The sequence below is a fragment of the Rheinheimera pacifica genome, from assembly GCF_024809855.1.
Taxonomy (GTDB): Bacteria; Pseudomonadota; Gammaproteobacteria; order Enterobacterales; family Alteromonadaceae; genus Alishewanella; species Alishewanella pacifica_A.
Map to the genome: position 1 here is coordinate 26,891 of NZ_JANUEM010000004.1, position 21,750 is coordinate 48,640.

The 21,750-nt window shown below is 48.0% G+C and carries 17 protein-coding genes; 8 read left to right on the forward strand and 9 right to left on the reverse strand.

From position 1 onward, the window contains the following. Both rluC and M2404_RS07325 read right to left on the reverse strand, forming a co-directional pair. Window positions 1-954: a 23S rRNA pseudouridine(955/2504/2580) synthase RluC gene (rluC, locus tag M2404_RS07320; RefSeq protein ID WP_259239078.1), complete on the reverse strand. Its 954-nt coding sequence runs from the start codon at window positions 952-954 to the stop codon at window positions 1-3. Window positions 955-1,005: 51 nt separating this feature from the next. After that, window positions 1,006-1,404 (reverse strand): hypothetical protein, encoded by a 399-nt coding sequence (locus M2404_RS07325; RefSeq protein WP_259239079.1) that lies wholly within the window; start codon window positions 1,402-1,404, stop codon window positions 1,006-1,008. A 50-nt stretch (window positions 1,405-1,454) separates the two neighbouring features. On the opposite strand from M2404_RS07325, the gene rne reads away from it, so the two are divergent. Next, entirely contained in the window at window positions 1,455-4,592 is a 3,138-nt protein-coding gene (gene rne / locus M2404_RS07330; protein ID WP_259239081.1) for a ribonuclease E, read from the forward strand. Between the two features lie 77 nt (window positions 4,593-4,669). On the opposite strand, the gene M2404_RS07335 is transcribed toward rne, so the two are convergent. After that, window positions 4,670-5,833 carry a DcaP family trimeric outer membrane transporter gene (locus M2404_RS07335; RefSeq protein ID WP_259239082.1) on the reverse strand — a complete coding sequence of 388 codons (1,164 nt, stop codon included), beginning with the start codon at window positions 5,831-5,833 and terminating at the stop codon, window positions 4,670-4,672. Window positions 5,834-6,075: 242 nt separating this feature from the next. Here M2404_RS07335 and acs point away from each other — a divergent pair, with 242 nt between their 5' ends. Further along, window positions 6,076-8,040: an acetate--CoA ligase gene (gene acs, locus M2404_RS07340; protein ID WP_259239083.1), complete on the forward strand. Its 1,965-nt coding sequence runs from the start codon at window positions 6,076-6,078 to the stop codon at window positions 8,038-8,040. 119 nt (window positions 8,041-8,159) lie between these two features. Then, the gene (locus M2404_RS07345) at window positions 8,160-8,840 is read left to right on the forward strand and encodes a response regulator transcription factor (protein ID WP_215399108.1); all 681 of its coding nucleotides are present in this window, start codon (window positions 8,160-8,162) and stop codon (window positions 8,838-8,840) included. An 18-nt stretch (window positions 8,841-8,858) separates the two neighbouring features. Here M2404_RS07345 and M2404_RS07350 read toward each other — a convergent pair whose 3' ends face one another. Next, window positions 8,859-12,425, reverse strand: a complete 3,567-nt coding sequence (locus M2404_RS07350; protein ID WP_259239084.1) for a PAS domain-containing hybrid sensor histidine kinase/response regulator — start codon at window positions 12,423-12,425, stop codon at window positions 8,859-8,861. A gap of 159 nt (window positions 12,426-12,584) precedes the next feature. Between M2404_RS07350 and M2404_RS07355 the strand changes: the two genes are divergently transcribed. The 5 genes from M2404_RS07355 (at window position 12,585) to M2404_RS07375 (ending at window position 17,767) form a co-directional block, all read left to right on the forward strand. After that, on the forward strand, window positions 12,585-12,848 hold the full coding sequence (locus tag M2404_RS07355) for a DUF4212 domain-containing protein (RefSeq protein ID WP_215399110.1): 264 nt from the start codon (window positions 12,585-12,587) through the stop codon (window positions 12,846-12,848). A 7-nt stretch (window positions 12,849-12,855) separates the two neighbouring features. Then, a complete protein-coding gene (locus M2404_RS07360) occupies window positions 12,856-14,622 on the forward strand; it encodes a sodium:solute symporter family protein (RefSeq protein ID WP_259239085.1) in 1,767 nt (588 codons plus the stop codon). A 94-nt stretch (window positions 14,623-14,716) separates the two neighbouring features. Continuing rightward, window positions 14,717-15,235: a hypothetical protein gene (locus M2404_RS07365; RefSeq protein ID WP_259239087.1), complete on the forward strand. Its 519-nt coding sequence runs from the start codon at window positions 14,717-14,719 to the stop codon at window positions 15,233-15,235. Window positions 15,236-15,276: 41 nt separating this feature from the next. Next, window positions 15,277-17,103 (forward strand): DUF294 nucleotidyltransferase-like domain-containing protein, encoded by a 1,827-nt coding sequence (locus M2404_RS07370; protein ID WP_259239088.1) that lies wholly within the window; start codon window positions 15,277-15,279, stop codon window positions 17,101-17,103. A 1-nt stretch (window position 17,104) separates the two neighbouring features. Next, window positions 17,105-17,767, forward strand: a complete 663-nt coding sequence (locus tag M2404_RS07375) for an exonuclease domain-containing protein (RefSeq protein WP_259239089.1) — start codon at window positions 17,105-17,107, stop codon at window positions 17,765-17,767. Between the two features lie 21 nt (window positions 17,768-17,788). Here M2404_RS07375 and M2404_RS07380 read toward each other — a convergent pair whose 3' ends face one another. From M2404_RS07380 to earP, 5 genes are all read right to left on the reverse strand, one after another. Continuing rightward, window positions 17,789-18,613 carry a hypothetical protein gene (locus M2404_RS07380; protein WP_259239090.1) on the reverse strand — a complete coding sequence of 275 codons (825 nt, stop codon included), beginning with the start codon at window positions 18,611-18,613 and terminating at the stop codon, window positions 17,789-17,791. A gap of 192 nt (window positions 18,614-18,805) precedes the next feature. Next, window positions 18,806-19,318, reverse strand: coding sequence for a GNAT family N-acetyltransferase (locus tag M2404_RS07385; RefSeq protein WP_259239091.1), 513 nt, complete (start codon window positions 19,316-19,318; stop codon window positions 18,806-18,808). A 48-nt stretch (window positions 19,319-19,366) separates the two neighbouring features. After that, window positions 19,367-19,930 carry a sugar O-acetyltransferase gene (locus M2404_RS07390; protein ID WP_259239092.1) on the reverse strand — a complete coding sequence of 188 codons (564 nt, stop codon included), beginning with the start codon at window positions 19,928-19,930 and terminating at the stop codon, window positions 19,367-19,369. 62 nt (window positions 19,931-19,992) lie between these two features. After that, the gene (gene efp, locus M2404_RS07395) at window positions 19,993-20,553 is read right to left on the reverse strand and encodes an elongation factor P (protein ID WP_215399119.1); all 561 of its coding nucleotides are present in this window, start codon (window positions 20,551-20,553) and stop codon (window positions 19,993-19,995) included. A gap of 18 nt (window positions 20,554-20,571) precedes the next feature. Next, the gene (gene earP, locus M2404_RS07400) at window positions 20,572-21,741 is read right to left on the reverse strand and encodes an elongation factor P maturation arginine rhamnosyltransferase EarP (RefSeq protein WP_259239093.1); all 1,170 of its coding nucleotides are present in this window, start codon (window positions 21,739-21,741) and stop codon (window positions 20,572-20,574) included. Between the last annotated feature and the right edge of the window lie 9 nt (window positions 21,742-21,750).

Consider the following 21,750-nt stretch of genomic DNA (forward strand, 5'->3'; position numbering starts at 1 on the left):
TTATTTTCTCGTCAGTTTTGCCAGCGCCTGTTCCAGGCTGGGATCCAGCGGGGCTTCTACCCGCATGGTTGTTTCACTCATCGGGTGGATAAAGCTCAGCGTTTTAGCATGCAAAAACAAGCGGTTTAAGCCAACCTGTTGCATCTGTGAAGTAAAGGTGTTGTCGCCGTATTTATCATCACAAGCGATTGGGTGGCCCTTGCAGGCGGTGTGCACTCGAATCTGGTGTGTACGGCCGGTTACCGGAAAAGCTTCCACCAGAGTGCCCTGCTGATAACGCTGCAGAATACGAAACCGTGTTTCTGACGGCTTGCCTTCAGCTTCATCTACCCGCACTACCCGCTCACCGGATTGCAGTGTATTTTTTTTCAGTGGCTCGGTAACTTTACGCACTTTATTGTCCCAATCACCGGCCACCAGTGCCCAGTATTTTTTCTCTACGGTTTTATTACGCAGCTGTTCGTGCAAATGGGTTAGCACAGAGCGCTTTTTAGCAATCAGCAAACAACCTGAAGTATCGCGATCGAGCCGGTGTACCAGTTCCAGGTGTTTAGCCAGTGGGCGTAGTGCCCGCAAAGCTTCAATAACACCATATTGCAAACCGCTGCCACCATGCACCGCCATACCAGAAGGTTTATTAAGTACAATCAGATCGTTATCTTCAAATAAAATATGCTGCTCAAGGTTTTTCACCATCGACAGCTTTACTGACACCGGCTCGCCTTCAGCAGCAACCGTTAATGGCGGAATGCGCACCACGTCATCCTGTTGCAGTTTATATTCAGGTTTGATGCGTTTTTTGTTGACTCGCACCTCTCCTTTTCGCAAAACCCGATAAATAACACTTTTTGGTATGCCTTTGAGCCGTGCCAATAAAAAATTGTCTATGCGCTGACCAATAAAATCAGGTTCTATTTCAATCAATTGCACAGGTAACTTGATTTCATCGCTCATGGGTTTTGAATACTCTGCTAATATTAGATTTCAGTTGCTATCGGCTGCGCATTAGTGGGATAATCCCCCCGCTAATTCTGCCAAAAACTGGCAATTAGGGCGCTCAAAGTGACGTAAGAGAATTTGTGCGGCAGCGCTTGGGGGAGTGATCATACCGAAATCGTGGTGAAAACCAACGTTTTTTATACCCCCGGCGTAAACCAAACGCCATTTGCCTGAGATAATGTTGCGTAATCTGTTATCAATAGCGGCAAAACATGAGTTCCGGTCAACCAGAGCATAAAAGATATTGCTATAACGCAGCGCCGCAAGGCGGTGTGTTTCAGATCCAAAAACGAAAACAGCATAAACTGCGAAGCCATCACAAAAGCCCACGCAGTGACAATTTGGTTTCTTCAGACATTCCAGTCGTGAGACTGCACCCATTAGTGTTTGATAACGTCTGAACACGCAGGTGCCCTTTGGGCTGCGTTGTGGCTGCAAAATGCGAGTCACTAACGATGAAAAGAATGTTAATTAACGCCACGCAGGAAGAAGAAATCCGCGTTGCGCTGGTCGATGGCCAGAAACTGTATGACCTGGATATTGAAAGCCCAGGCCATGAACAAAAAAAAGCTAATATTTACAAAGGTAAAATCACCCGTGTAGAACCAAGCCTAGAGGCTGCATTTGTTGACTACGGTGCTGATCGTCACGGCTTTTTACCCCTGAAAGAAATCTCCCGCGAATACTTCCCTTCTGGTTACAGTTTTGATGGCCGCCCCAATATCAAAGAAGTGGTAAAAGAAGGCCAGGAAGTTATTATTCAGATTGATAAAGAAGAGCGTGGCCAAAAAGGCGCTGCGTTAACCACCTTTATCAGCCTTGCCGGTTCTTACTTAGTTTTAATGCCGAATAATCCGCGTGCTGGTGGTATTTCACGCCGTATTGAAGGCGACGAGCGGCAGGAGCTAAAAGACTCTTTGGGTCAGTTACAAATGCCCGACGGCATGGGGTTAATTGTCCGCACTGCTGGCGTGGGTAAATCCTTTGAAGAGTTAGACTACGATTTAAAAGCGCTGTTAAAGCACTGGTCTGCTATTACTGAAGAAGCGCAAAAGCGCCCTTCACCGTTTTTAATTCATCAGGAAAGTAACGTAGTGTTTCGCGCTATCCGCGATTATCTGCGCCGCGATGTAGGCGAAATCCTGATCGACAACCCGCGTATTTTCGAAGAAGCCAAAGTTTATATTCAGCAATTCCGGCCCGACTTTGCCCACCGCGTTAAACTGTACCAGGGTGAAGTGCCGCTGTTTATGCATTTTCAGATTGAAACCCAGATCGAATCAGCGTTTCGCCGCGAAGTGCGCCTGCCATCAGGCGGCTCTATCGTTATCGACAGCACTGAAGCCTTAACCGCGATTGATATCAACTCATCTAAAGCGACTAAAGGTGGAGATATTGAAGAAACGGCGTTCAATACCAACTTGGAAGCTGCCGATGAAATTGCCCGTCAGTTACGTTTACGTGACTTAGGCGGTTTAATCGTAATCGACTTTATCGACATGACGCCGGTACGCCACCAGCGCGAAGTGGAAAACCGCTTAAAAGACGCGGTAAAACATGACCGTGCCCGCGTGCAAATTGGCCGTATTTCCCGCTTTGGTTTGCTGGAAATGTCACGCCAGCGCCTGCGCCCGTCACTGGGTGAATCGGCTACCCATGTGTGCCCACGTTGTCATGGCCGCGGTACTATTCGTAGCACTGAGTCATCTGCGCTGTCTATCCTGCGTTTAATTGAAGAAGAGTCAATTAAAGATAATACCAGTCAAATTCATGCTCAGGTGCCAGTATCGGTTGCTACCTATCTGATGAATGAAAAGCGCGATGCGATACGCCGTATCGAAAAACGTCATGGTATCCGCGTGTTTGTTATTCCTAACGAGCACATGGAAACGCCAAACCATGAAGTTATCCGCATCCGTATTGATGAAGAAATCGACGATGCCAGCTACAACATGGTGAAAGTGCCAGAGGCTACCTCAACACTGTATCACCCGGCTTCTGATGCCGTTAAAGAAAAGCCTGCTATTTCGGCTATTAACATTGCCGACAGTACTGCAGCACGTCCGGTGACAGCGCCAGTTGCTGACAAAACTCCACAACAAAGCACAGGCCTGTTACAGGCAATCAGTAGCTGGTTTGGTAAATTGTTTGCACCGGCAGAAACCAAAGCCGATGCGAAACCGGCAACCAAATCAAATGAGCGCAATAATCAGCGTGCTGGTAACCGTGAAAATGGCCGTGATGCCAGCCGTGAAAACAATCGTGAAAACAACCGCGACAACAACCGCCGCCGCAATAAACCACGCCGCCGTAATGAAGGTGACGATAAAGCAGTAGCATCACCGCTAAAAGATGAGGCGACTCAAAAGCCTGAACGTCAGCAACGTCCATCACAAGAAGCACGCACACCACGCCCACAGCAGGAAGCCAGAAAACCTGTTGATAAAGCGCCTGTTGTGAATAAAGAGACTGAAGATGACAATGCGCCGCAACGTCTGGTTGAACGCCGTCAGCGCCGCAATACACGCAGATCTGTGCGCATGGATAAAGCACCTGCAGCAGAAACGGCTCAACTGGTAACGGCTGCCACAGTGGCTGACGAAACCAGCGCTCAGGCGTTGCCGGCAACACCGGTTCAAGTGATAAATGCTGAACCTGTTACCACCACCGCGCCTGTGGTTAAAGCTGAAGATACTGAAGCGGCAGTTGTAGCGCAGCCGGTAGCTGAGCCCAAAGATGACGTTGCAACCACTGCGCCTGCTGAAGTAGCAGAGGCGGCAGCTGACACAACTGAAAACACTGTAACTGAGGCAACCGAACAGGAAACTGCAGAGCCACGTAGCCGTAACCGCCGTTCACCACGCCATTTACGGGCCGCAGGCCAAAAGCGTAAAAAAGAGCAGGAACAGACCGATGCAGATGCCGACACAGTAGAAGCTGAGGTTATAGCCGTAGAAACGGACACTATAGCCACAGAGACTGTTGCTGTAACTGAAGAGCCAAAAGCAGCGCAGGTACAGGTTGAACAACCAGAGACAGCCCAGGCAGATACAGTAGCAATAGTTGATACTGATACTAATGCTGACAACAGTGAGCAAGCCGAGCCTGCAGCAGAAAAACCGAAAACCCGCAGCCGCCGCAAACCTGCAGCAAAAAAAGTGGATAAAGAAGCTACTGATACAACCAGCGTAAGCGACGTTGCACCAACCACTGAGAAAGCAGCGGTTAGTGTTACAGCAGAAAAAGCTGAAACGCCAGAGCCTGCTGCCCCTAAAACAAAAGCAGTTGAAGCTGAGGTTGTTAAAGCTGAAGCCGCACCGACAGTGGCAGCACCTAAAGCTGCAGCTGTAAAGGCCGAGGCCGCTAAGCCTGCAGCTTCGAAACCAACAGGTGGGCGCTATGCGCAGATGGTGGTTGCTACCATGACGAAGCCGGAAATCACTGCACAGGATAGCAATGCTGAAATAGCTGCTCCTGCTGTAATGCCAGCTCAAGAACGGCCTGTTGTAGCCAGCTCTGAGCGCCCTGCCGGTTCAGCGTTTGCCCGTCAGGCGGTTAGTGCGCCAATGACTAAGCCTAAAACTGATGAGTAATCTTATCAGCTGACCTATAAATGTCAGACACAAAAAAAGCCAGACAATGTCTGGCTTTTTTATTTGTTATCAATCAGTTAGAAATCATATTTGGCACTGAACTGAATACGGTTCATATCGCCATCCAGGCCTGATTCTACCTCACGGTTGGCAAACTTATACTCAACACCTACCATCAGCTTTTTAGTAGCCTGATACAACAGGTTAGCACTATAGCTCTGAGTGGTTTTAGTTACGCCAGCGCCGGTTAACGCTGTATCGTTATCGGCCATCAACGTTGAATACAGGAAGGTAGAACGCCATTGATCATTCCACAGGTGACGATATGCTACTGAGAATGCTGTTACATCGATAGTTTCCAGATTGCCATTGGCATCCAGCACCGCACCATTTACCGTATTTAAACCAACATAACGGCCAAGACCTTTACCGGTGTTTAACGTAATACGAATGTCATCTTTATTGGCTAAATCAATTTTTGTGCTTACTGACAGGCCATAAGACATCACTTCGTCGTCATAGCGCACGCCATTGTGGGTACCATCAATAGCAATCTGGCGTAGTAAACCGGCCACTTTAACTACACCCCAGTTTGTTTTCAGGTTGTAACTGGCAGTAAAATCCGGAGTCGCATTTGCATCAGTGGTAATACGGGCACCACCGCCGAACGGTGTAATAGTGCTTTCCGGGTTTTCAATGGCAAAAGCAAAGTTGCCATGGGTATACCGCACCTGCGCCTGGCGGATAAAGATAGCCGCATCAGGGTTACCAACAAAATCTAATGTATCAGGCAGTGACGCCAGATCCATAAAGTTTGACCAGGTTTGGCCTAAGGTCCAGTTTTTATACTTAATAAAAGCATGGCGCATAACCGGGCTGTAACCATTAGTGGTGCGCTCGTCATTGCCGTTATTGCTGGTCATAAAATCAAACTCAAGCATACCGGTAATTTTGCTGCCATCTTCCAACTCTGTTGCTGTTGCGAAGAAGAAGCGCGATTGACGGGCGTGCATATCAAAACGTGTAGTGCTGTCTCCTCCAATCGGAGTTAATGAAGGCACATAAAATTCCCGCCCAAGTGCTGCAATTTCACCGTCTGCATCACTTACCATCGCATCAAGCTTAACGTAACCACCAAAAGTAACGTTGGTACCGCCGATATCAAAACCAGCAGCCTGTACACTGCCAGCGCCAAGTGCAACACAAGCAGCAAGGTAAGATACTGTTGTTATTTTTTTCATTTGCCGTCTCTCCATCTTCGTTCTTGTAATGATAATTTTTCGGTTCAACTGTGGTTCAGACTGACGCTTACTGCAATTAGCCTTTAGTCGCAGATAAACGCTATAGTAAGCACTATAATAAGTGCTGTTTATCACGTTAGCTGCACGGAAAAATATTGGCTAGACTAAGGTCTAATTCCAAATACGGCGCGGCTTCGATAGAAAGATAACAGTAAATTTAAGAAGCTCTCACAGGGGAATTTATGTCACATCCAACAGTTTATCCGGTACCCGCCAGCGCAGCAAAGCGCTCACTTTTAACCAATGAGCAATATATGCAGATGTATCAGCAGTCTGTTAGCTCTGCGGATACATTCTGGGCGGAGCACGGTAAACGTCTGCACTGGTTTACCCCATTTACCAAAGTTAAGAACACCAGTTTTGACAGCGGCAAAGTGAATATTAACTGGTTTAGCGATGGTGTCCTTAATGCCAGTTACAACTGTCTGGACCGGCATTTACCTGAGCGCGCTAATCAGGTTGCTTATTATTGGGAAGGCGACTCACCAGACGTACAAAAATCCGTTACCTATGCACAGTTACATCAGCAAGTTTGTAAACTGGCTAATGGTATGAAAGAGCTGGGCGTTAAAAAAGGTGATCGGGTAACAATATACCTGCCGATGATCCCGGAAGCCACAGTGGCACTGCTTGCCTGCGCCCGTATTGGCGCGGTGCATTCTGTAGTGTTTGCTGGTTTCTCGCCAGATGCGCTGGGCAGCCGTATTATCGACTGTGACTCTAAGTTGGTTATTACTGCTGATCAGGCACTGCGCGGCAGCCGGGTTACTAACTTAAAAGATAACACCGATATGGCGCTGGCTCATTTAGGTGCAAATTCACCGGTTAAGCATGTGCTGGTAGTTAAACATGTGGGTAAAAATGTTGATATGCAAGCCGGGCAAGACGGCCGTGATGTTTGGTATCATGATTTACTGAGCAAGCAAAGTGCCGACTGCCCTGCAGAACCAATGAATGCTGAAGATCCACTGTTTATTTTATATACCTCAGGCTCTACCGGTAAACCTAAAGGCGTATTGCACACTACTGGTGGTTATATGGTGTGGGCGTCGATGACGCACCAATATGTATTTGACTATCATGACGGCGATATCTACTGGTGTGCTGCAGATATAGGCTGGGTAACCGGACATACCTATATTGTTTACGGCCCGCTGGCCAACGGGGCCACCAGTGTGTTGTTTGAAGGCGTACCAAACTACCCCAGCGTTAAACGCATGGCGCAAATTGTCGATAAGTATAAAGTGAATATCCTTTATACCGCCCCTACTGCTATTCGTGCATTAATGGCTCACGGCAATGCGCCGGTTGAAGGCGCCAGCCTGAGTTCTTTGCAAACACTGGGCAGCGTGGGTGAACCTATTAACCCGGAAGCCTGGAACTGGTATCACGAAAAATTCGGTAACGGTAACTGCCCTATTGTGGATACCTGGTGGCAAACCGAAACCGGCGGCATCCTGATTACGCCACTACCAGGTTGTACTGAACTTAAACCCGGCTCTGCCACCAGGCCATTTTTTGGTGTTAAACCGGCAATTGTTGATAACGAAGGCAACGAATTAAACGGCGAATGTGAAGGCAATCTGGTTATTAAAGACAGCTGGCCGGGGCAAATGCGCACGGTATACGGCGATCACGAGCGCTTTGAGCAAACTTATTTCAGCACTTACCCGGGCTTATATTTTACCGGCGATGGTGCCAAACGTGATGCCGATGGTTATTACTGGTTAACCGGCCGAGTGGATGACGTACTGAATATTTCCGGCCACCGTTTAGGCACGGCAGAAATTGAAAGCTGCCTGGTGGCGCATGATGCAGTAGCAGAAGCAGCGGTGGTGGGTTATCCGCATGATATTAAAGGCCAGGGTATTTATGTTTATGTTACACCACGGGTGGGTATTGAACCAAGCAGCGACCTAACCAAAGCGTTGCGTGACTGGGTACGGGAAGAAATATCCCCTATTGCCACACCAGATTTAATTCAGTGGGCGCCAACAGGCTTACCCAAAACGCGTTCAGGTAAAATTATGCGACGTATTCTGCGTAAAATTGCCGCCAATGAGCATGACCAGTTAGGCGATATTTCTACTCTGGCTGACCCGTCTGTTGTTGAAACGCTTGTTAACAACCGGTTAAACCGTAAATAAGCTATCCGGTCAGTACGCGCTTGACACAGCGCGCTGCTAACCTCAGTATAAAGGCCGCATTCGCGGCCTTTTTTATATAAATGACATAATAATTATAATTCCCTTCGCTGGAGGACAAGATGGCAAAACTGATCGTCGCAGACGACCACCCGTTGTTTCGTAATGCGCTGATAAACGCCATCAGCAGCACCTTTGCCACTAAAGCTACAATTGAAACCGATAGTTTTGACAGCACCTGCGTGGCACTGGAACAACACCCTGATACTGATCTGCTGTTGCTGGATTTGCACATGCCGGGAAACTGCGGTTTTCTGGGGCTGATACAGTTACGCAAAAACTATCCTGCCCTGCCAATAGTGGTTATCTCGGCCAGTGAAGATCTGGACGTTATTCGCCGCGTTATCGCGTTTGGTGCTTCTGCTTATGTGCCTAAGTCTGCTAACCCACTGGATATTAGCGCAGCTCTGAACGCGGTAATGGCCGGAGAATTATGGGTGCCATTGCGGCTGAAAAACCAGGTGCTGGATATCCATAGCCTTGAAGCAGAAGACGATCTGGATCTGGCGGCACGTGTAGCTCAGCTAACCCAGCAGCAATACAAGGTATTGTATTATCTGACCGAAGGCTGGCTTAATAAGCAAATCGCGTACGATTTACATATTTCAGAAGCTACGGTAAAAGCGCATATTACTGCTATTTTTCGTAAGCTTGGCGTGACTAACCGCACTCAGGTGGTTATTCAGGCCCAGCGCCTGACGCTGGAGCCTCCGGTTGACAGAGCCATGGCGCAACAGCAATAACAACTAAATTAAAACCCATTAAGACACAGAGTTATTTTGTTCCTGAGCACGCTTTAGCATTCTGAGATGATTAAGGCTGGCACGTAGTGCCGCAGGCTTAATGGGTTTAGCCAGAAACATCAACCCGTGCTGCCTGGCTTTAAGCGCCAGGCCGGTTTCCGGCGACGCTGACACTAAAATACCGTTCACCTGCCCCCATACCGGTTTAATTTTGTCATACAGCTGCAAGCCATCTAAATTTTGCCCAAGCTGATAATCTATTAATAACGCATCAGGTGCACTGTGCTGCTGTGCATAGTCAAGCAAACTCTGCTCGTCATAAAAACACTGCACATCAAGTATCTGCCATTGCTCCAGCAACACTTTTAACGCTGCCAGGTTTGCGGCATCATCATCAACACATACCACAGATAAGCCCAGCACCGGCCGCTGCATTGTAACCACCGGTAATGGCAGTTCTACCCGGTGTTCCACTTGTACCAAGGGTAAACTAATACTGAATACACTGCCTTTACCAGGCCAGGAAGCCACTGCCAGCGCATGGCCAAGTAATTTTGCCATACGGTTAACCACACCAAGCCCCAAGCCAACCCCCTGCTCACCTTTAGCCGTTGCATCAATACGGTAGAAATCTTCAAAAATATGCTGTAAATCGGCCTCTCCAATACCGGGGCCGGTGTCCCATACCTGGATCAGCAGCTGATGTTTCCGCTTTCTGCAGCCAAGCACAATACGGCCTTTTTTTGTGTATTTTATCGCATTTGACAGCATATTCTGCAAAATACGCCTTAAGTACGTCGGATCAGTTTGCACCTGATAATCGGCTGCTTTTACTGCCAGTTGCAGGCCTTTTTGCCGCGCCAGTAAACTAAATTCATCTGACAACTGCGACAGCAGCTCTTTTAACGATACTGTTTGTACGTCTGGAGACAGCTTACCATCATCCAGTTTAGCTATTTCCAGCAAGGTGGAGATCAGCTCTTCAGATGCTTTTAGTGAGTTGTCCAACTGGCCGATAATATGTTGCTGCTGGCCGGTATCTTTGCTGCCAGCCAGCGCCGCGGTAAACAGCCTTGCCGCATTCAGCGGCTGCAATATATCGTGGCTGGCCAATGCCAGAAAGCGGGTTTTAGAGGCATTAGCGGCTTCAGCTTCAGCTTTCGCCTGCAACAGCTGCAGCTCTGTTTCCCGCCGCCGCCGCACTTCGCCCAGCAATTCATGGTTAATTTCAGAAATGGTCTGTGTGCGTTCATGTACCCTGTCCTCCAGGTGCTGTTTAGCTTCAGCCAGCCCCTGCACTGCTTTAACATGGTCTGAAATATCGGTAAAACTGGTAACAAAGCCACCACCCGGTATCGGGTTGCCGCGCATTTCTATTACCTTGCCGTCCGGGCGTACCCGCTGAAATACATGTGCCGTACCGTTTTGCATATGGCCGATACGTTTTTCTACATGTTCATCGGCAGAACCCGGCCCGCACAGGCCACGCTCGGCATTAAAGCGCACAATGTCGGCTATTGGCCGGCCTACCCGAACCATGGCTTCAGGGTAATCAAACATATCCAGATAAGCGCGGTTCCAGGCAACCAGTTTTAGTTCTCTGTCTACTACGCTAACACCCTGACTTAAATGCTCTAATGTAGAAAACAGAATTTTGCGCGAGAACTGGATTGCCTGTGTTGTATCATCAAATAAGGTAACCACATCTTCAAAGCCTAGCTGACGGCCTTCAAGTACGGCATTAACCATTGCCGATGCAGAAGAGGCACCAATCACGCCCGCCAATTCGCGCTCGACGTGCTCTACCAGGCCGACACTGGGTAAATCGTCCAGTTGCAACGCCGTATGCTGGCGGCGGCCGTATTCGAGCAAACATTCGTTAGCCCGGCTGGCACCAACAAAACGCTCCAGCAGAATTTTTAAATCTTTATTACGAATGCGGATGCGCCGTGCAGGTGTATCCTGATGATTTACCGGCAAATTAGGCTTAACAAAGGCAACAGCCTGTAGCCTGTCTTGCAGGTTAACCTGCATTAATAACGAGCCCAAAATATAAAACAGCAGGTTAAAGCCCAACGAAAACAGTACACCATGGCTTAAACTATCCAGTTGTGTGCCAAATAGCGCTGTCGGCACCAGCCAGGGCCAGCCAAATAAGCCGGTTTGCATAATGTTGCTGTCTATCGCTCCGGTACTGACTAGCTGCGGCAACATCAAGGTGAAAAACCATAATGAAAACCCTACCGCCAGGCCCAGATATACACCCCAGGCGTTACCACGGCGCCAGTACAAGCCACCTATCACTGCAGGTGCCAGCTGGATCACCAGTGCAAACGCCAGCAAACCGGTTTCAGCGAGCTCATAATTACGGGCAAATACACGGTAATACAAATAAGACAGCGCCATCACCAGAATGATCATACTGCGCCGGACCAGCAGAATTAACAGGCTGTAATCATGCGGCAAGCCCTGTTTTTTACTGCTGCGCAATAAACCGGGCATAATTACATCGTTGCTGATCATTGTCGACAGTGCCAGCGTAGCGATAATAATCATTGATGTTGCGGCAGAAAAACCACCGATAAATACCAGCACACTTAGCGTGCTCCAGCCAGATTGGGCCGGAATAAGCAATACGAAGCTATCCGCCGAGTTAAGCGCAGTTGGAAACAGCTGCATACCGCCGATAGCAATAGGAATAACAACAATGGTGACTAAGAATAAGTATAACGAAAACCAGCGCCGGGCATGGCGTAAATAGTGATGCGAGACGTTTTCAACAAAGGCGACATGAAACTGCCGTGGGAGTAAAAACACTGCGGCCATAGCCAAAATGGTTTTGGTTATAAACTCTACCACACCATGGCCATTGCTGTTTTGCTGCTGGGTCATGGCATGTTCGGCAAAGCGCTCAAACACACTGGTATCGTCTGCCAGCACAAACACATACACCGCCAGCCCCAGCATCAGCAAAGCAAATAACTTTACGACTGACTCAAAAGCAATAGCCACCATCACGCCACGGCTTTGTTCGGTCAGGTGTAACTTACGGGTACCAAACAAAATAGCAAAAAATGCCATCGCCACGGCACTTAAAAACGCACTGTCCTGCCACCAGTTCACGGCTTCGTCACTAAAATCACCGCCAAGCAGCACATGATAAGAACTTGCCACCGCTTTTAATTGTAATGCGATATAAGGCACTACCACCACCAGGCAGATTAACGATGCCAGCAGAGCAATATTTTTACGTTTACCATAACGGGCAGAAATAAAATCGGCAACGGAGGTCACATTCTGCTTTTTTGCCACATACAGCAGTTTAAACAAAAATGGCTGGGCAAATATAAACAACAAGATGGGCCCAAGATATATCGGAATATAATCCCACCCCTGGGTAACAGCAGTACCTACAGCACCATAATATGTCCAGGAAGTACAATACACGGCTAACGCCAGGCTATAAATCAGCCCCCCATACTTTCGTATTAGTTTGTCATCAGCATGGCGTTCGCCCCAGTTAGCGATAAGGAACAAACCACCTACATACAACAACGCCAGTAAGGCAACTACCCACGCAGCCACTGTATTCTCCTGTTCTTATTCTGATTTACTTTTGGCTCAGCGCGGGCCACAAGTCAACTATCTGCGCTACGGCTTCGACTAAAGTCGGGCTTTCACTTGTGTTAACTGCTGCTAGATTAACTTTGCGAGATAAAAATAACAAAGGAAAGGAGTGTAATTATGACTGAGCACGATCGCAACGCGGCGGCTTACTGGTCAGCGAACCTTCGCTTGATCATCGGCAGCCTCATAATCTGGGCTTTGGTGTCATATGGTTTTGGGATCCTGTTAAGGCCCATGCTATCAGGCATCACAGTAGGTGGTACCGACATTGGTTTCTGGTTTGCACAACAGGGGTCTATTTTAACCTTTATCGCATTAATCTTCTTCTATGCCTGGAGAATGAATAAGCTTGATAAAGAATTTGGCTTAAGCGAGGAGTAAACCCGTCATGAGTCAATTTGCAATTAACTTAATTTTTGTTGGCGGTTCGTTCGCTCTCTATATCGCCATCGCGATCTGGGCCAGGGCAGGTTCAACCAAAGAGTTCTATGTAGCCGGTGGCGGTGTACACCCGGTAATGAACGGTATGGCAACGGCAGCCGACTGGATGTCTGCTGCATCTTTTATTTCCATGGCAGGCTTAATTGCTGCCGGTGGTTATGCTAACTCTACTTATCTGATGGGCTGGACAGGCGGTTATGTACTGCTGGCTATGTTACTGGCACCCTACCTGCGTAAGTTTGGCAAGTTTACCGTGCCGGAATTTATCGGGGATCGCTTTTACAGCAAACATGCCCGCTTTGTTGCAGTAGCCTGTTTGATTATTGCTTCGGTAACTTACGTTATCGGCCAGATGACCGGTGCCGGTGTGGCATTTTCGCGCTTCCTGGAAGTTGAAAATAATACCGGCCTGATCATTGCCGGTGTCGTAGTATTCTTCTATGCAGTTTTAGGTGGCATGAAAGGGATTACCTACACTCAGGTTGCACAGTATGTTGTGCTGATTGTTGCTTATACCATTCCTGCCGTGTTTATTTCACTGCAGCTGACAGGTAATTTCCTGCCGCCGTTAGGTTTGTTCTCTAACCATGTTGAATCTGGCATACCGTTATTGCAAAAACTGGATATGGTTGTCCGTGATCTGGGTTTTGTTGATTACACCGCTGATGTTTCAAATAAACTGAATATGGTGTTATTTACCCTGTCGCTGATGATTGGTACAGCCGGTTTACCGCACGTTATTATCCGCTTCTTTACCGTGCCTAAAGTATCTGATGCACGCTGGTCTGCCGGTTGGGCGCTGGTGTTTATCGCTATTCTGTACTTAACTGCACCTGCTGTAGCTTCTATGGCACGGCTAAACCTGTTAACCACGATTTACCCTGCCGGCCCTACTGCTGACGCTATACAGTACGCAGAGCGCCCGGACTGGATTAAAAACTGGGAACAAACTGGTTTAATTAAGTTTGAAGATAAAAATGGCGATGGCCGTATTCAGCTGTATAACGACAGTGCTGCCTTTAAAGCAACGGCTGACGAGCGTGGCTGGAATGGTAACGAACTGACCGTTAACAACGATATTCTGGTATTGGCCAACCCTGAAATTGCTAATTTACCAGGCTGGGTTGTCGGCTTAATTGCAGCCGGTGGTTTAGCTGCAGCATTATCGACCGCTGCAGGCTTGTTACTGGCCATTTCGTCGGCTATCAGCCATGACTTAATTAAAGGCTCGATAAATCCGAATATCAGTGAAAAAGGCGAACTGCTGGCTGCGAGGATCTCAATGGCTGTAGCTATTGTTGTTGCCACCTGGCTGGGGATGAATCCGCCTGGTTTCGCAGCGCAGGTAGTGGCACTGGCATTTGGTATTGCCGCGGCGTCTATCTTCCCTGCGCTGATGATGGGTATCTTCTCCAAACGGGTAAATAACAAAGGTGCTATCGCAGGTATGCTGGCAGGTTTGCTGTCAACTGTGATCTACATCTTCCTTTTCCTGGGCTGGTTCTTTATTCCTGGCACTGCAATGCTGGCTAACACGCCGGACAATTGGCTGCTTGGCATATCGCCGCTGTCGTTCGGTGCTGTAGGTGCAATGATTAACTTCATCGTTGCCTTTGCGGTATCGTCTGCCACAGAAGCACCACCTGCACGCATTCAGGAATTAGTTGAAAGCGTACGTTATCCAAAAGGTGCAGGTGCAGCTACCGACCACTAAATAACGCAGTAAACTTGCTTTAAAAGTCAGAGCAAGGCAAAAATAATAAAGCGGGCTTTCATGGTGAAAGCCCGTCTTTTTCAGGGATAACACTATGTTATGGGAACTGATTGCAACGGTATTCGCAGGGCTTGGCGCTGCAGGTATTGCACTGTTACTGCGTAAACTAACTAAAAATCGCGCTCCGCGCTGGCTAATACCCGTATTTGCCGGAACGGCAATGTTAGGATTTCAGATCCAGAGTGAGTACACCTGGTATCAACATACCGCCAGCCGTTTACCTGCAGGGGTGGTAGTGATAAAAAAGATAGAGCAACAAACCGCATGGCGGCCATGGAGCTATCTGTATCCGCAGACGCTGCGCTTTATAGCTGCAGACGTAGCAAATGCTTCGGCAAATAATCTCAACCCACAGGTAAAACTGGTTGATTTGTATTTTTTTGAGCGGCGGGCCCAGGCCCGGCGTGTACCCCAGGTGGTACATTGTCTTCAATACGCTCAGGCCGACTTTAGCGCTCAGTTGCAGATCCCCGAAGGCAGCACAGCTGTAGATGCCAACTGGAAAAAACTCAGTAGTGATGATCCGCTGATTCGTGCGCTTTGTCGCAGCTGAGGACAATATTAATTCCCTGATTCGGTTTAACCGGAGAAAAAATGGAAGTTGCTGACGTTACAAAATTTCTTGCCGACACTACGCCATTCGATCAACTCGATGCCGCAGCACTTGGTCAGTTGTCAGCTCATATCAACGTGTACTATTATCAGGCACAGGACAGTGTAAAAATTAACACTGACCGCTTGATGATAGTACGCACCGGCATTTTTACGTTGTATAGCGATCAGCAACAATTACTGACTAAACTGCAAAGCGGCGACTTCTACGGTTACCAGCAGTTGCTTACTGGCCTGACCGACAGCGACACTCTGATATGTGAAGAAGATGGCCTGGTGTACTGGCTGGCAGCCGAGGCTTTCCACCAATGCCGCTATCAATACAAAAATATCGACATTTTTTTTCAGCGCCTGTTTAGCCGCCGGTTACACCAATACCGGGAGCAACAGCAGGCGTCGCGCTTTACTTTAAAAATCAGTGATGTTGTACAACAACGTAAAATTGCTATCCGGCCGGAACAAACCGCACAGGAAGCAGCAAAACTGATGTCTGACAGCCGGGTATCCTCGTTATTGGTGGAAGAGAATAATAAACTGGTCGGCATTCTCACCGATCGCGATTTGCGCAGCAGAGTGTTAGCTCACGCCTTACCCGCCAGTACCCAGGTAAGCCAGATCATGACACGCCAGCCACAAAGCATCGACCGCCATGCTTATTTGTATGAAGCCGTACAACAGATGAGCCAGCACAATATTCACCATTTGCCGGTAACTGATCAGGGCGTTTGCTGTGGCATGCTGACAGCCACAGATATTATCCGCAGCCAGCAGGACCACCCGGTATATCTGATTGGCGAAATACACCGCCAGCTATCTACCGATGGCCTAGAACGTTGTAGCCAGCAAATAGCGGCACTGGCCATGACACTTAGCAAGCAGCAAGTGCCAGCCTATGAAGCCGGGCACATTATTACTACTATTACCGACGCCCTTACCCAACGGCTGATTTACCTGGCACAACAAAAACTGGGCGAGCCCCCCTGCGTATTCAGCTGGCTGGCGTTTGGCTCTCAGGCACGGATGGACCAAAGCCTGAATGCCGATCAGGACAATGCCCTGTTACTGGAAAAAGAACCCGTTGGTGCGGTGGGTGAATACTTCAGTGCGCTGGCCGAATTTGTTTGCCAGGGTTTAGCACAATGCGGCATTACGCTGTGCCCTGGCAATATTATGGCCACCAACCCGGAACTGCGGTTAAGTTTAAAAGGCTGGTCTGGCCGCTTTGCCCGCTGGATTGCCACCCCAACGCCGGACGCCCTGCTCAAAGCCAGTATTTTCTTTGACTTACGAGTTATTGATGGCAGTAAAGGCCTGTTTAATGCGCTACAAGAAGATATTTTGCAGCGTACAACCGAGGCACCATTGTTTTTATATCATCTGGCCCAAACAGCCTTGCAGCGCACTGCCCCGCTGGGCTTGTTTAAAAATTTTATTCTGGAACAAGACGGTAAACATAAAAAAGGCCTGGATTTAAAAAAACGGGGGATTAGCCTGATCACCGATCTGGTAAGAGTATATGCTCTTTACGCCGGAATTCACGAAGTCAATACCCGCAGCCGCCTGCAGCAACTTGCTGCACAAGGTATTATTGATAGTAAAGATAGCCAGAACTTAAATGATGCCTTTGATTTGTTGGCACAACTGCGCTGGGAAAAACATCAGCATGACCTGCAAAACAGCCACGATGTTACTAACCTGCTAAACCCGGCAGAAGTTTCCGGCCTGGCAAGGCACCAGTTAAAAGACAGTTTTGCCGTAATAAATGAGGCACAAAGCCGGGTAAAACAGCGTTTTTGCCGGGAGTTGTAAGGTGTTAGGCTGGTTACTGCGTAAAAACACTGCAATAAGTGAAATAGTGAAACGTTTTATTAGTATGCCCTTTCCTGCATCTTCAACGCCGGTAGATCAGGCCAATTTCCTGGCATTGGATCTTGAACTTACCGGGCTTAATCCACGTAAAGATCATATTGTCAGTATTGGTTGGGTGCCTATCAGAGGCCAGGAAATTGTACTGGCTGAAGCCAAGCATTATCTGATTAACAGCCCGGTAAGTGTTGGCCAGAGTGCGGTATATCACGGTCTGCACGACCATCAGCTAAAAAATGCTCATGATCTGGCAGACATACTTACAGAGCTGTTAACGCAATATGCCGGTTACGTATTTGTTGCCCACAATAGTGCTCTGGACGAGCAATGTCTGCGCTATGCCTGTCAGCGTTGTTTTGGCAAAGCGCCGCGTTTTCGTTTTATCGACACCATGCAAATGGAATGGCAACGCCTGCTGCGCCAGGGCAAAGTGGTAAAACATGATGCCCTTAAATTACCCAACTGTCTTAAGCGGCACGGCCTGCCGGACATGGCCAATCACCATGCTTTAGAAGATGCTTACAGCAGCGCTTTACTGTTGCTTAGCCAGTTAAAACTGGGTGGTAAAACGATGACGCTGAGCGACCTATATTTACTGTCGCGTTAAACCCTTTTTACCGATAACCAGCTAATAAGTACAACCCGAGTATTGCTGCAAAGTAGCTGATGCCACTTGCCTTAACTGAGCTTGCAGTTGCTCTGCTAATGCAATCTCTGGCATATAAGGTAGCTCATCCGCTGATTCTCCACTAATGATCTCGTAAAACACCAGTGCTGTTAGTAAAGTTCCGGCCAGTGATGCATGATTGCCGTCACTGTGAAAAGATGTTTGCGGTAGCATGGCTATCGCGTTGTCCCAGGCCGGCCCAACAGGAGCTACACAACTCGCCTCCCGCTCTGCAATTCCCAAATGCAACAGATATACCCGCATCCCCTCTTCAGCATTACCGCGTCGCGGATGTTCCGGAAACATGATAGGAGTAGCCGCTAATTGTTTAGTGAGACCAACCCAGTACTCTGACGCAGCTGTAGAATAAGAATACTGACCGGTAGTTGAATATTTCTGTGCTTGCCATATTACATGGCTCCAATTATGGGATTGCAGCGCTGCCAATGTAACACCGTCGCTTAACCGCTCATCAAGATATGCCCCTCCCGGAGCGATAGTAGTAATGGTGGTTTTACCGGTACCCTGCTCCAGTAATGCACTTAGCACTGATGACAGATTATTTGAACGAACATGGCTATTGCCGACAAGCAGTATCTGATATTGGTCTGCATAGCGGTTATCCGGTATAGGCAGCATTTCATTTACCGGTGGAGGAGAGATAACAACAGGTGGTGGCGTAACTACCCCTCCCTGTTCATTTGTCGTATTGCCACCGCTACCGCAAGCAGTGAGTAAAGAAAAAAGTAACCCAACGCTGGTACTGTTTAAAAAAAGAGCACGCATAACCATACCTTATAAAAAGTTAGGCATTCTTTCTAAACCAACTTCACCAACAATACAAGTACGCAATATTTACCTTTAGGCATACAAAGAGAAATAACGTAACAATTTAAATACAATTAAATTTTATGGAGTTTATTGCAGTTACTTTACCGTCTCTAAGTGTAAGCAACACCGGACACTGTGCTGATGATTTTATACCTGCAGTAACTTTTGCATATACACTGCATTCTGGCCGGTATAGCTTGCCAAAGCCTGTAAAGCGGCAGGCTGGGTAAGTGGTAATACTTCAAACCCCTGCTTTTGCCAGTAAGGCACAGAGCCCTGTACCGCAACCAGTGCCAGAGTGTTAAACCCCAAATCAGCTGCGTACTGCTCAGCGTGCGCCAACAGCTGTGGCGCCAGGCGCATTCCTCTGCCATTAAAACTTACCGCCATATCATGCAGATACAACAATTCGGCATCAGCGTAACTACCAAAGTCACTACCAAGCGGTGCTATCTGCTTATTGCGCGATGGATAGCTGAACAAATATGCCAGCACCTCGCCGGTATCATTTTCTGCCAGCCAGCAGCTTTGCGGTTGTGATGCCAAACGCTTACGGATAAGACCTGCATCTTCAAACAACTCAGCGGCGTAACAGCTATCCTGTATCGCTACTATAGCGTCAAGATCTGCCTCATTAATTAAACGGATATGTATCGACATACTTTCTACTGCTTACTTATTAAATACTACTTAACTCACCGTTGTAGCTTACTCAGCAGATACCGCTTTAATAACCCGGCACGGGTTACCACCTGCGACTACCCCTGCAGGCACATCTTTTGTTACCACACTACCAGCTGCCACCACACTGCCCTTACCAATCGTTACGCCGGGTAACAGTATCGCCCCGCCGCCAATCCAGACATCATCTTCTATTGTTACCGGCAACGCCTGCTCTATCAGAGTGCGCCGCTGTGCGGCATTTAGCGGGTGGTTCACGGTATAAATTTGTACTGCGGGGCCAAAAAACACATTATTACCAATGTTTACCGGTGCAACATCCAGCACGACGCAGTTAAAGTTAAAAAACACCTTAGCGCCGGTTTTAATGTTATAGCCATAATCGCAGTAAAACGGCGGCTCAGCATAAAAGTGTTTGCCGGTATTCGGCAGCCACTGCTTTACCAATTGTTTACGCAATGCCCCATCATCCGGTGTGCTGTGGTTAAACTGATGTTGTAACTTACGCGCAGCCAAACGCTCAGCGCTAAGCTCTTTGTCCAGCGGGTTATACCAGTCTCCGGATAGCATTTTGTGTTTTTCAGTTGGCATTGCTTATTCCTCTGTATTAAAAAAGGCGCCGAAGCGCCTTTTTCTGATCCAGCCTGCCAGTATTACTTGGCGCGGCTGCGGTATTCGTCGGTACGGGTATCGATTTCGATTTTGTCGCCTTCTTCCACGAATGCCGGTACCATCAACTCAAAACCGGTTTCAATTTTCGCTGGCTTCATTACTTTACCAGAGGTATCACCACGGGCTGCCGGTTCAGTATAGGTTACTGTGCGAACTACAACTGTTGGCAGGTCAACAGAAATTGGCCGTTCACCGTAAAACACTACGGAACACTCCATACCATCTACCAAGTACTTCAGTGCTTCGGTCATGTTTTCTGCTTCAACTTCAAACTGGTTGTATTCCTGATCCATAAATACATACATAGGATCAGCAAAGTAAGAATAGGTTACTTCTTTGGTTTCCAGCAGAACCTGTTCAAATTTGTCATCGGCACGGTATACCGTTTCCATACCCTGACCATTTAACAGGTTTTTCATTTTCATTTTTACAACGGCAGCGTTGCGGCCTGATTTGTTAAACTCGGCCTTTAAAATTACCATCGCTTCAGTGCCAACCATAATCACCTGGCCAGCACGCAGTTCTTGAGCTGTCTTCATCATGACTGAAATATCTTCTCGTTAGGAAAAATTGCGTCGCATTATAAATTTTTTTTCAACAAAGTGCACGAGATTGCTGGCAAGATCTCCATTTGCCATTAACGCTGCGCGCCATATGGGGTTATATTCAGCAATTTTTGGCAACATCGCACTAAATTTTTGCCAGCTATGCTCAAGCTGGCTGTCGGTGTTCCAGGCCTGCCAGAAATGTTGCACGCTATCAGCAACGTCTTCAGGCATTTGCGCACAATAACGCTGCATAAAAGCGTTAAGCTTGTCCAGATGCACCTGCTCTGCCTGGCGGTATATTTGCCAGATAAACGGCTTCTCGGCCCAGTGCGCCCGGATAACAGAATCCTCTCCGCGAACAAAATTAATATCACAGGCCAAGAGCAATTTGTCGTAATCGTTTTGTGGCATAAAAGGTAATACCTTTAATGTCAGGCTATTTATTACCTGCTCACCATACTGCTTTAACTGCGGGTAATATTGCATTAGTTGATTGGCAAGCGCGCCCTCAGGCACCAGACACAAGGTATTAATGTCTGGTTGTTGCCAGCAGGCCAGTAAACTTTGAATTTGCGGATGATCATAGGCAAACAGCGAAATTTTTTGCTGATAGTACCCATGATTATTAACCCCCAGTTGCTGCCAGAACTGGTGTTGTGCTGAGGCGTCGGCCAAAAACTGTACGCCAAGTTGCTGCAAATTAGCCTCTTGCAGTAAACCACCGGTGCCGGCAGTAAAACCGGGGAAAAAGAAATATTTGTCCAGCGCTAAATGTGGTTGTGGTGAAGGCAACGCATGACAGCTTTCTACCCAGGCTTCTGCCGATAAATATTCCAGATTAAGCCACAGCGGCTTTTCATCTTGCTGCGCCATCAACTGCTGATAGGGTATTGGAACATTACAGGCCAACGCCTCTATTACAACGCTGGCAACACCACTTGCCTGCCAGTCGGTAGAGGCAGACCACAGCCTGATAGTAACACCGGCAATATTCTGCTGAACCTGGCTAATATCTACCTGTGGGCAAATTTTATTAAAGCTGGCTAAATCATCGACCCACAACCGCACCGCAATACCATGCTCAGCAGCAAGCTGCCGGCTTAGGCGCCAGCAAATACCGATATCACCAAAATTATCTATAACAGCGCAGAAAATATCCCAGCGGCGGGCAGTGGTAGGCATCAAATATAT

What these genes read in the sequence shown, in the direction of transcription:
- rluC (WP_259239078.1), bottom strand. Translation starts at nt 954, where the DNA reads ATGAGCGATGAAATCAAGTTACCTGTGCAATTGATTGAAATAGAACCT.
- M2404_RS07380 (WP_259239090.1), bottom strand. Translation starts at nt 18,613, where the DNA reads ATGCGTGCTCTTTTTTTAAACAGTACCAGCGTTGGGTTACTTTTTTCT.
- M2404_RS07390 (WP_259239092.1), bottom strand. Translation starts at nt 19,930, where the DNA reads ATGCCAACTGAAAAACACAAAATGCTATCCGGAGACTGGTATAACCCG.
- M2404_RS07370 (WP_259239088.1), top strand. Translation starts at nt 15,277, where the DNA reads ATGGAAGTTGCTGACGTTACAAAATTTCTTGCCGACACTACGCCATTC.
- acs (WP_259239083.1), top strand. Translation starts at nt 6,076, where the DNA reads ATGTCACATCCAACAGTTTATCCGGTACCCGCCAGCGCAGCAAAGCGC.
- efp (WP_215399119.1), bottom strand. Translation starts at nt 20,553, where the DNA reads ATGATGAAGACAGCTCAAGAACTGCGTGCTGGCCAGGTGATTATGGTT.
- rne (WP_259239081.1), top strand. Translation starts at nt 1,455, where the DNA reads ATGAAAAGAATGTTAATTAACGCCACGCAGGAAGAAGAAATCCGCGTT.
- M2404_RS07365 (WP_259239087.1), top strand. Translation starts at nt 14,717, where the DNA reads ATGTTATGGGAACTGATTGCAACGGTATTCGCAGGGCTTGGCGCTGCA.
- M2404_RS07385 (WP_259239091.1), bottom strand. Translation starts at nt 19,318, where the DNA reads ATGTCGATACATATCCGTTTAATTAATGAGGCAGATCTTGACGCTATA.
- M2404_RS07360 (WP_259239085.1), top strand. Translation starts at nt 12,856, where the DNA reads ATGAGTCAATTTGCAATTAACTTAATTTTTGTTGGCGGTTCGTTCGCT.
- M2404_RS07345 (WP_215399108.1), top strand. Translation starts at nt 8,160, where the DNA reads ATGGCAAAACTGATCGTCGCAGACGACCACCCGTTGTTTCGTAATGCG.
- M2404_RS07335 (WP_259239082.1), bottom strand. Translation starts at nt 5,833, where the DNA reads ATGAAAAAAATAACAACAGTATCTTACCTTGCTGCTTGTGTTGCACTT.
- earP (WP_259239093.1), bottom strand. Translation starts at nt 21,741, where the DNA reads ATGCCTACCACTGCCCGCCGCTGGGATATTTTCTGCGCTGTTATAGAT.
- M2404_RS07355 (WP_215399110.1), top strand. Translation starts at nt 12,585, where the DNA reads ATGACTGAGCACGATCGCAACGCGGCGGCTTACTGGTCAGCGAACCTT.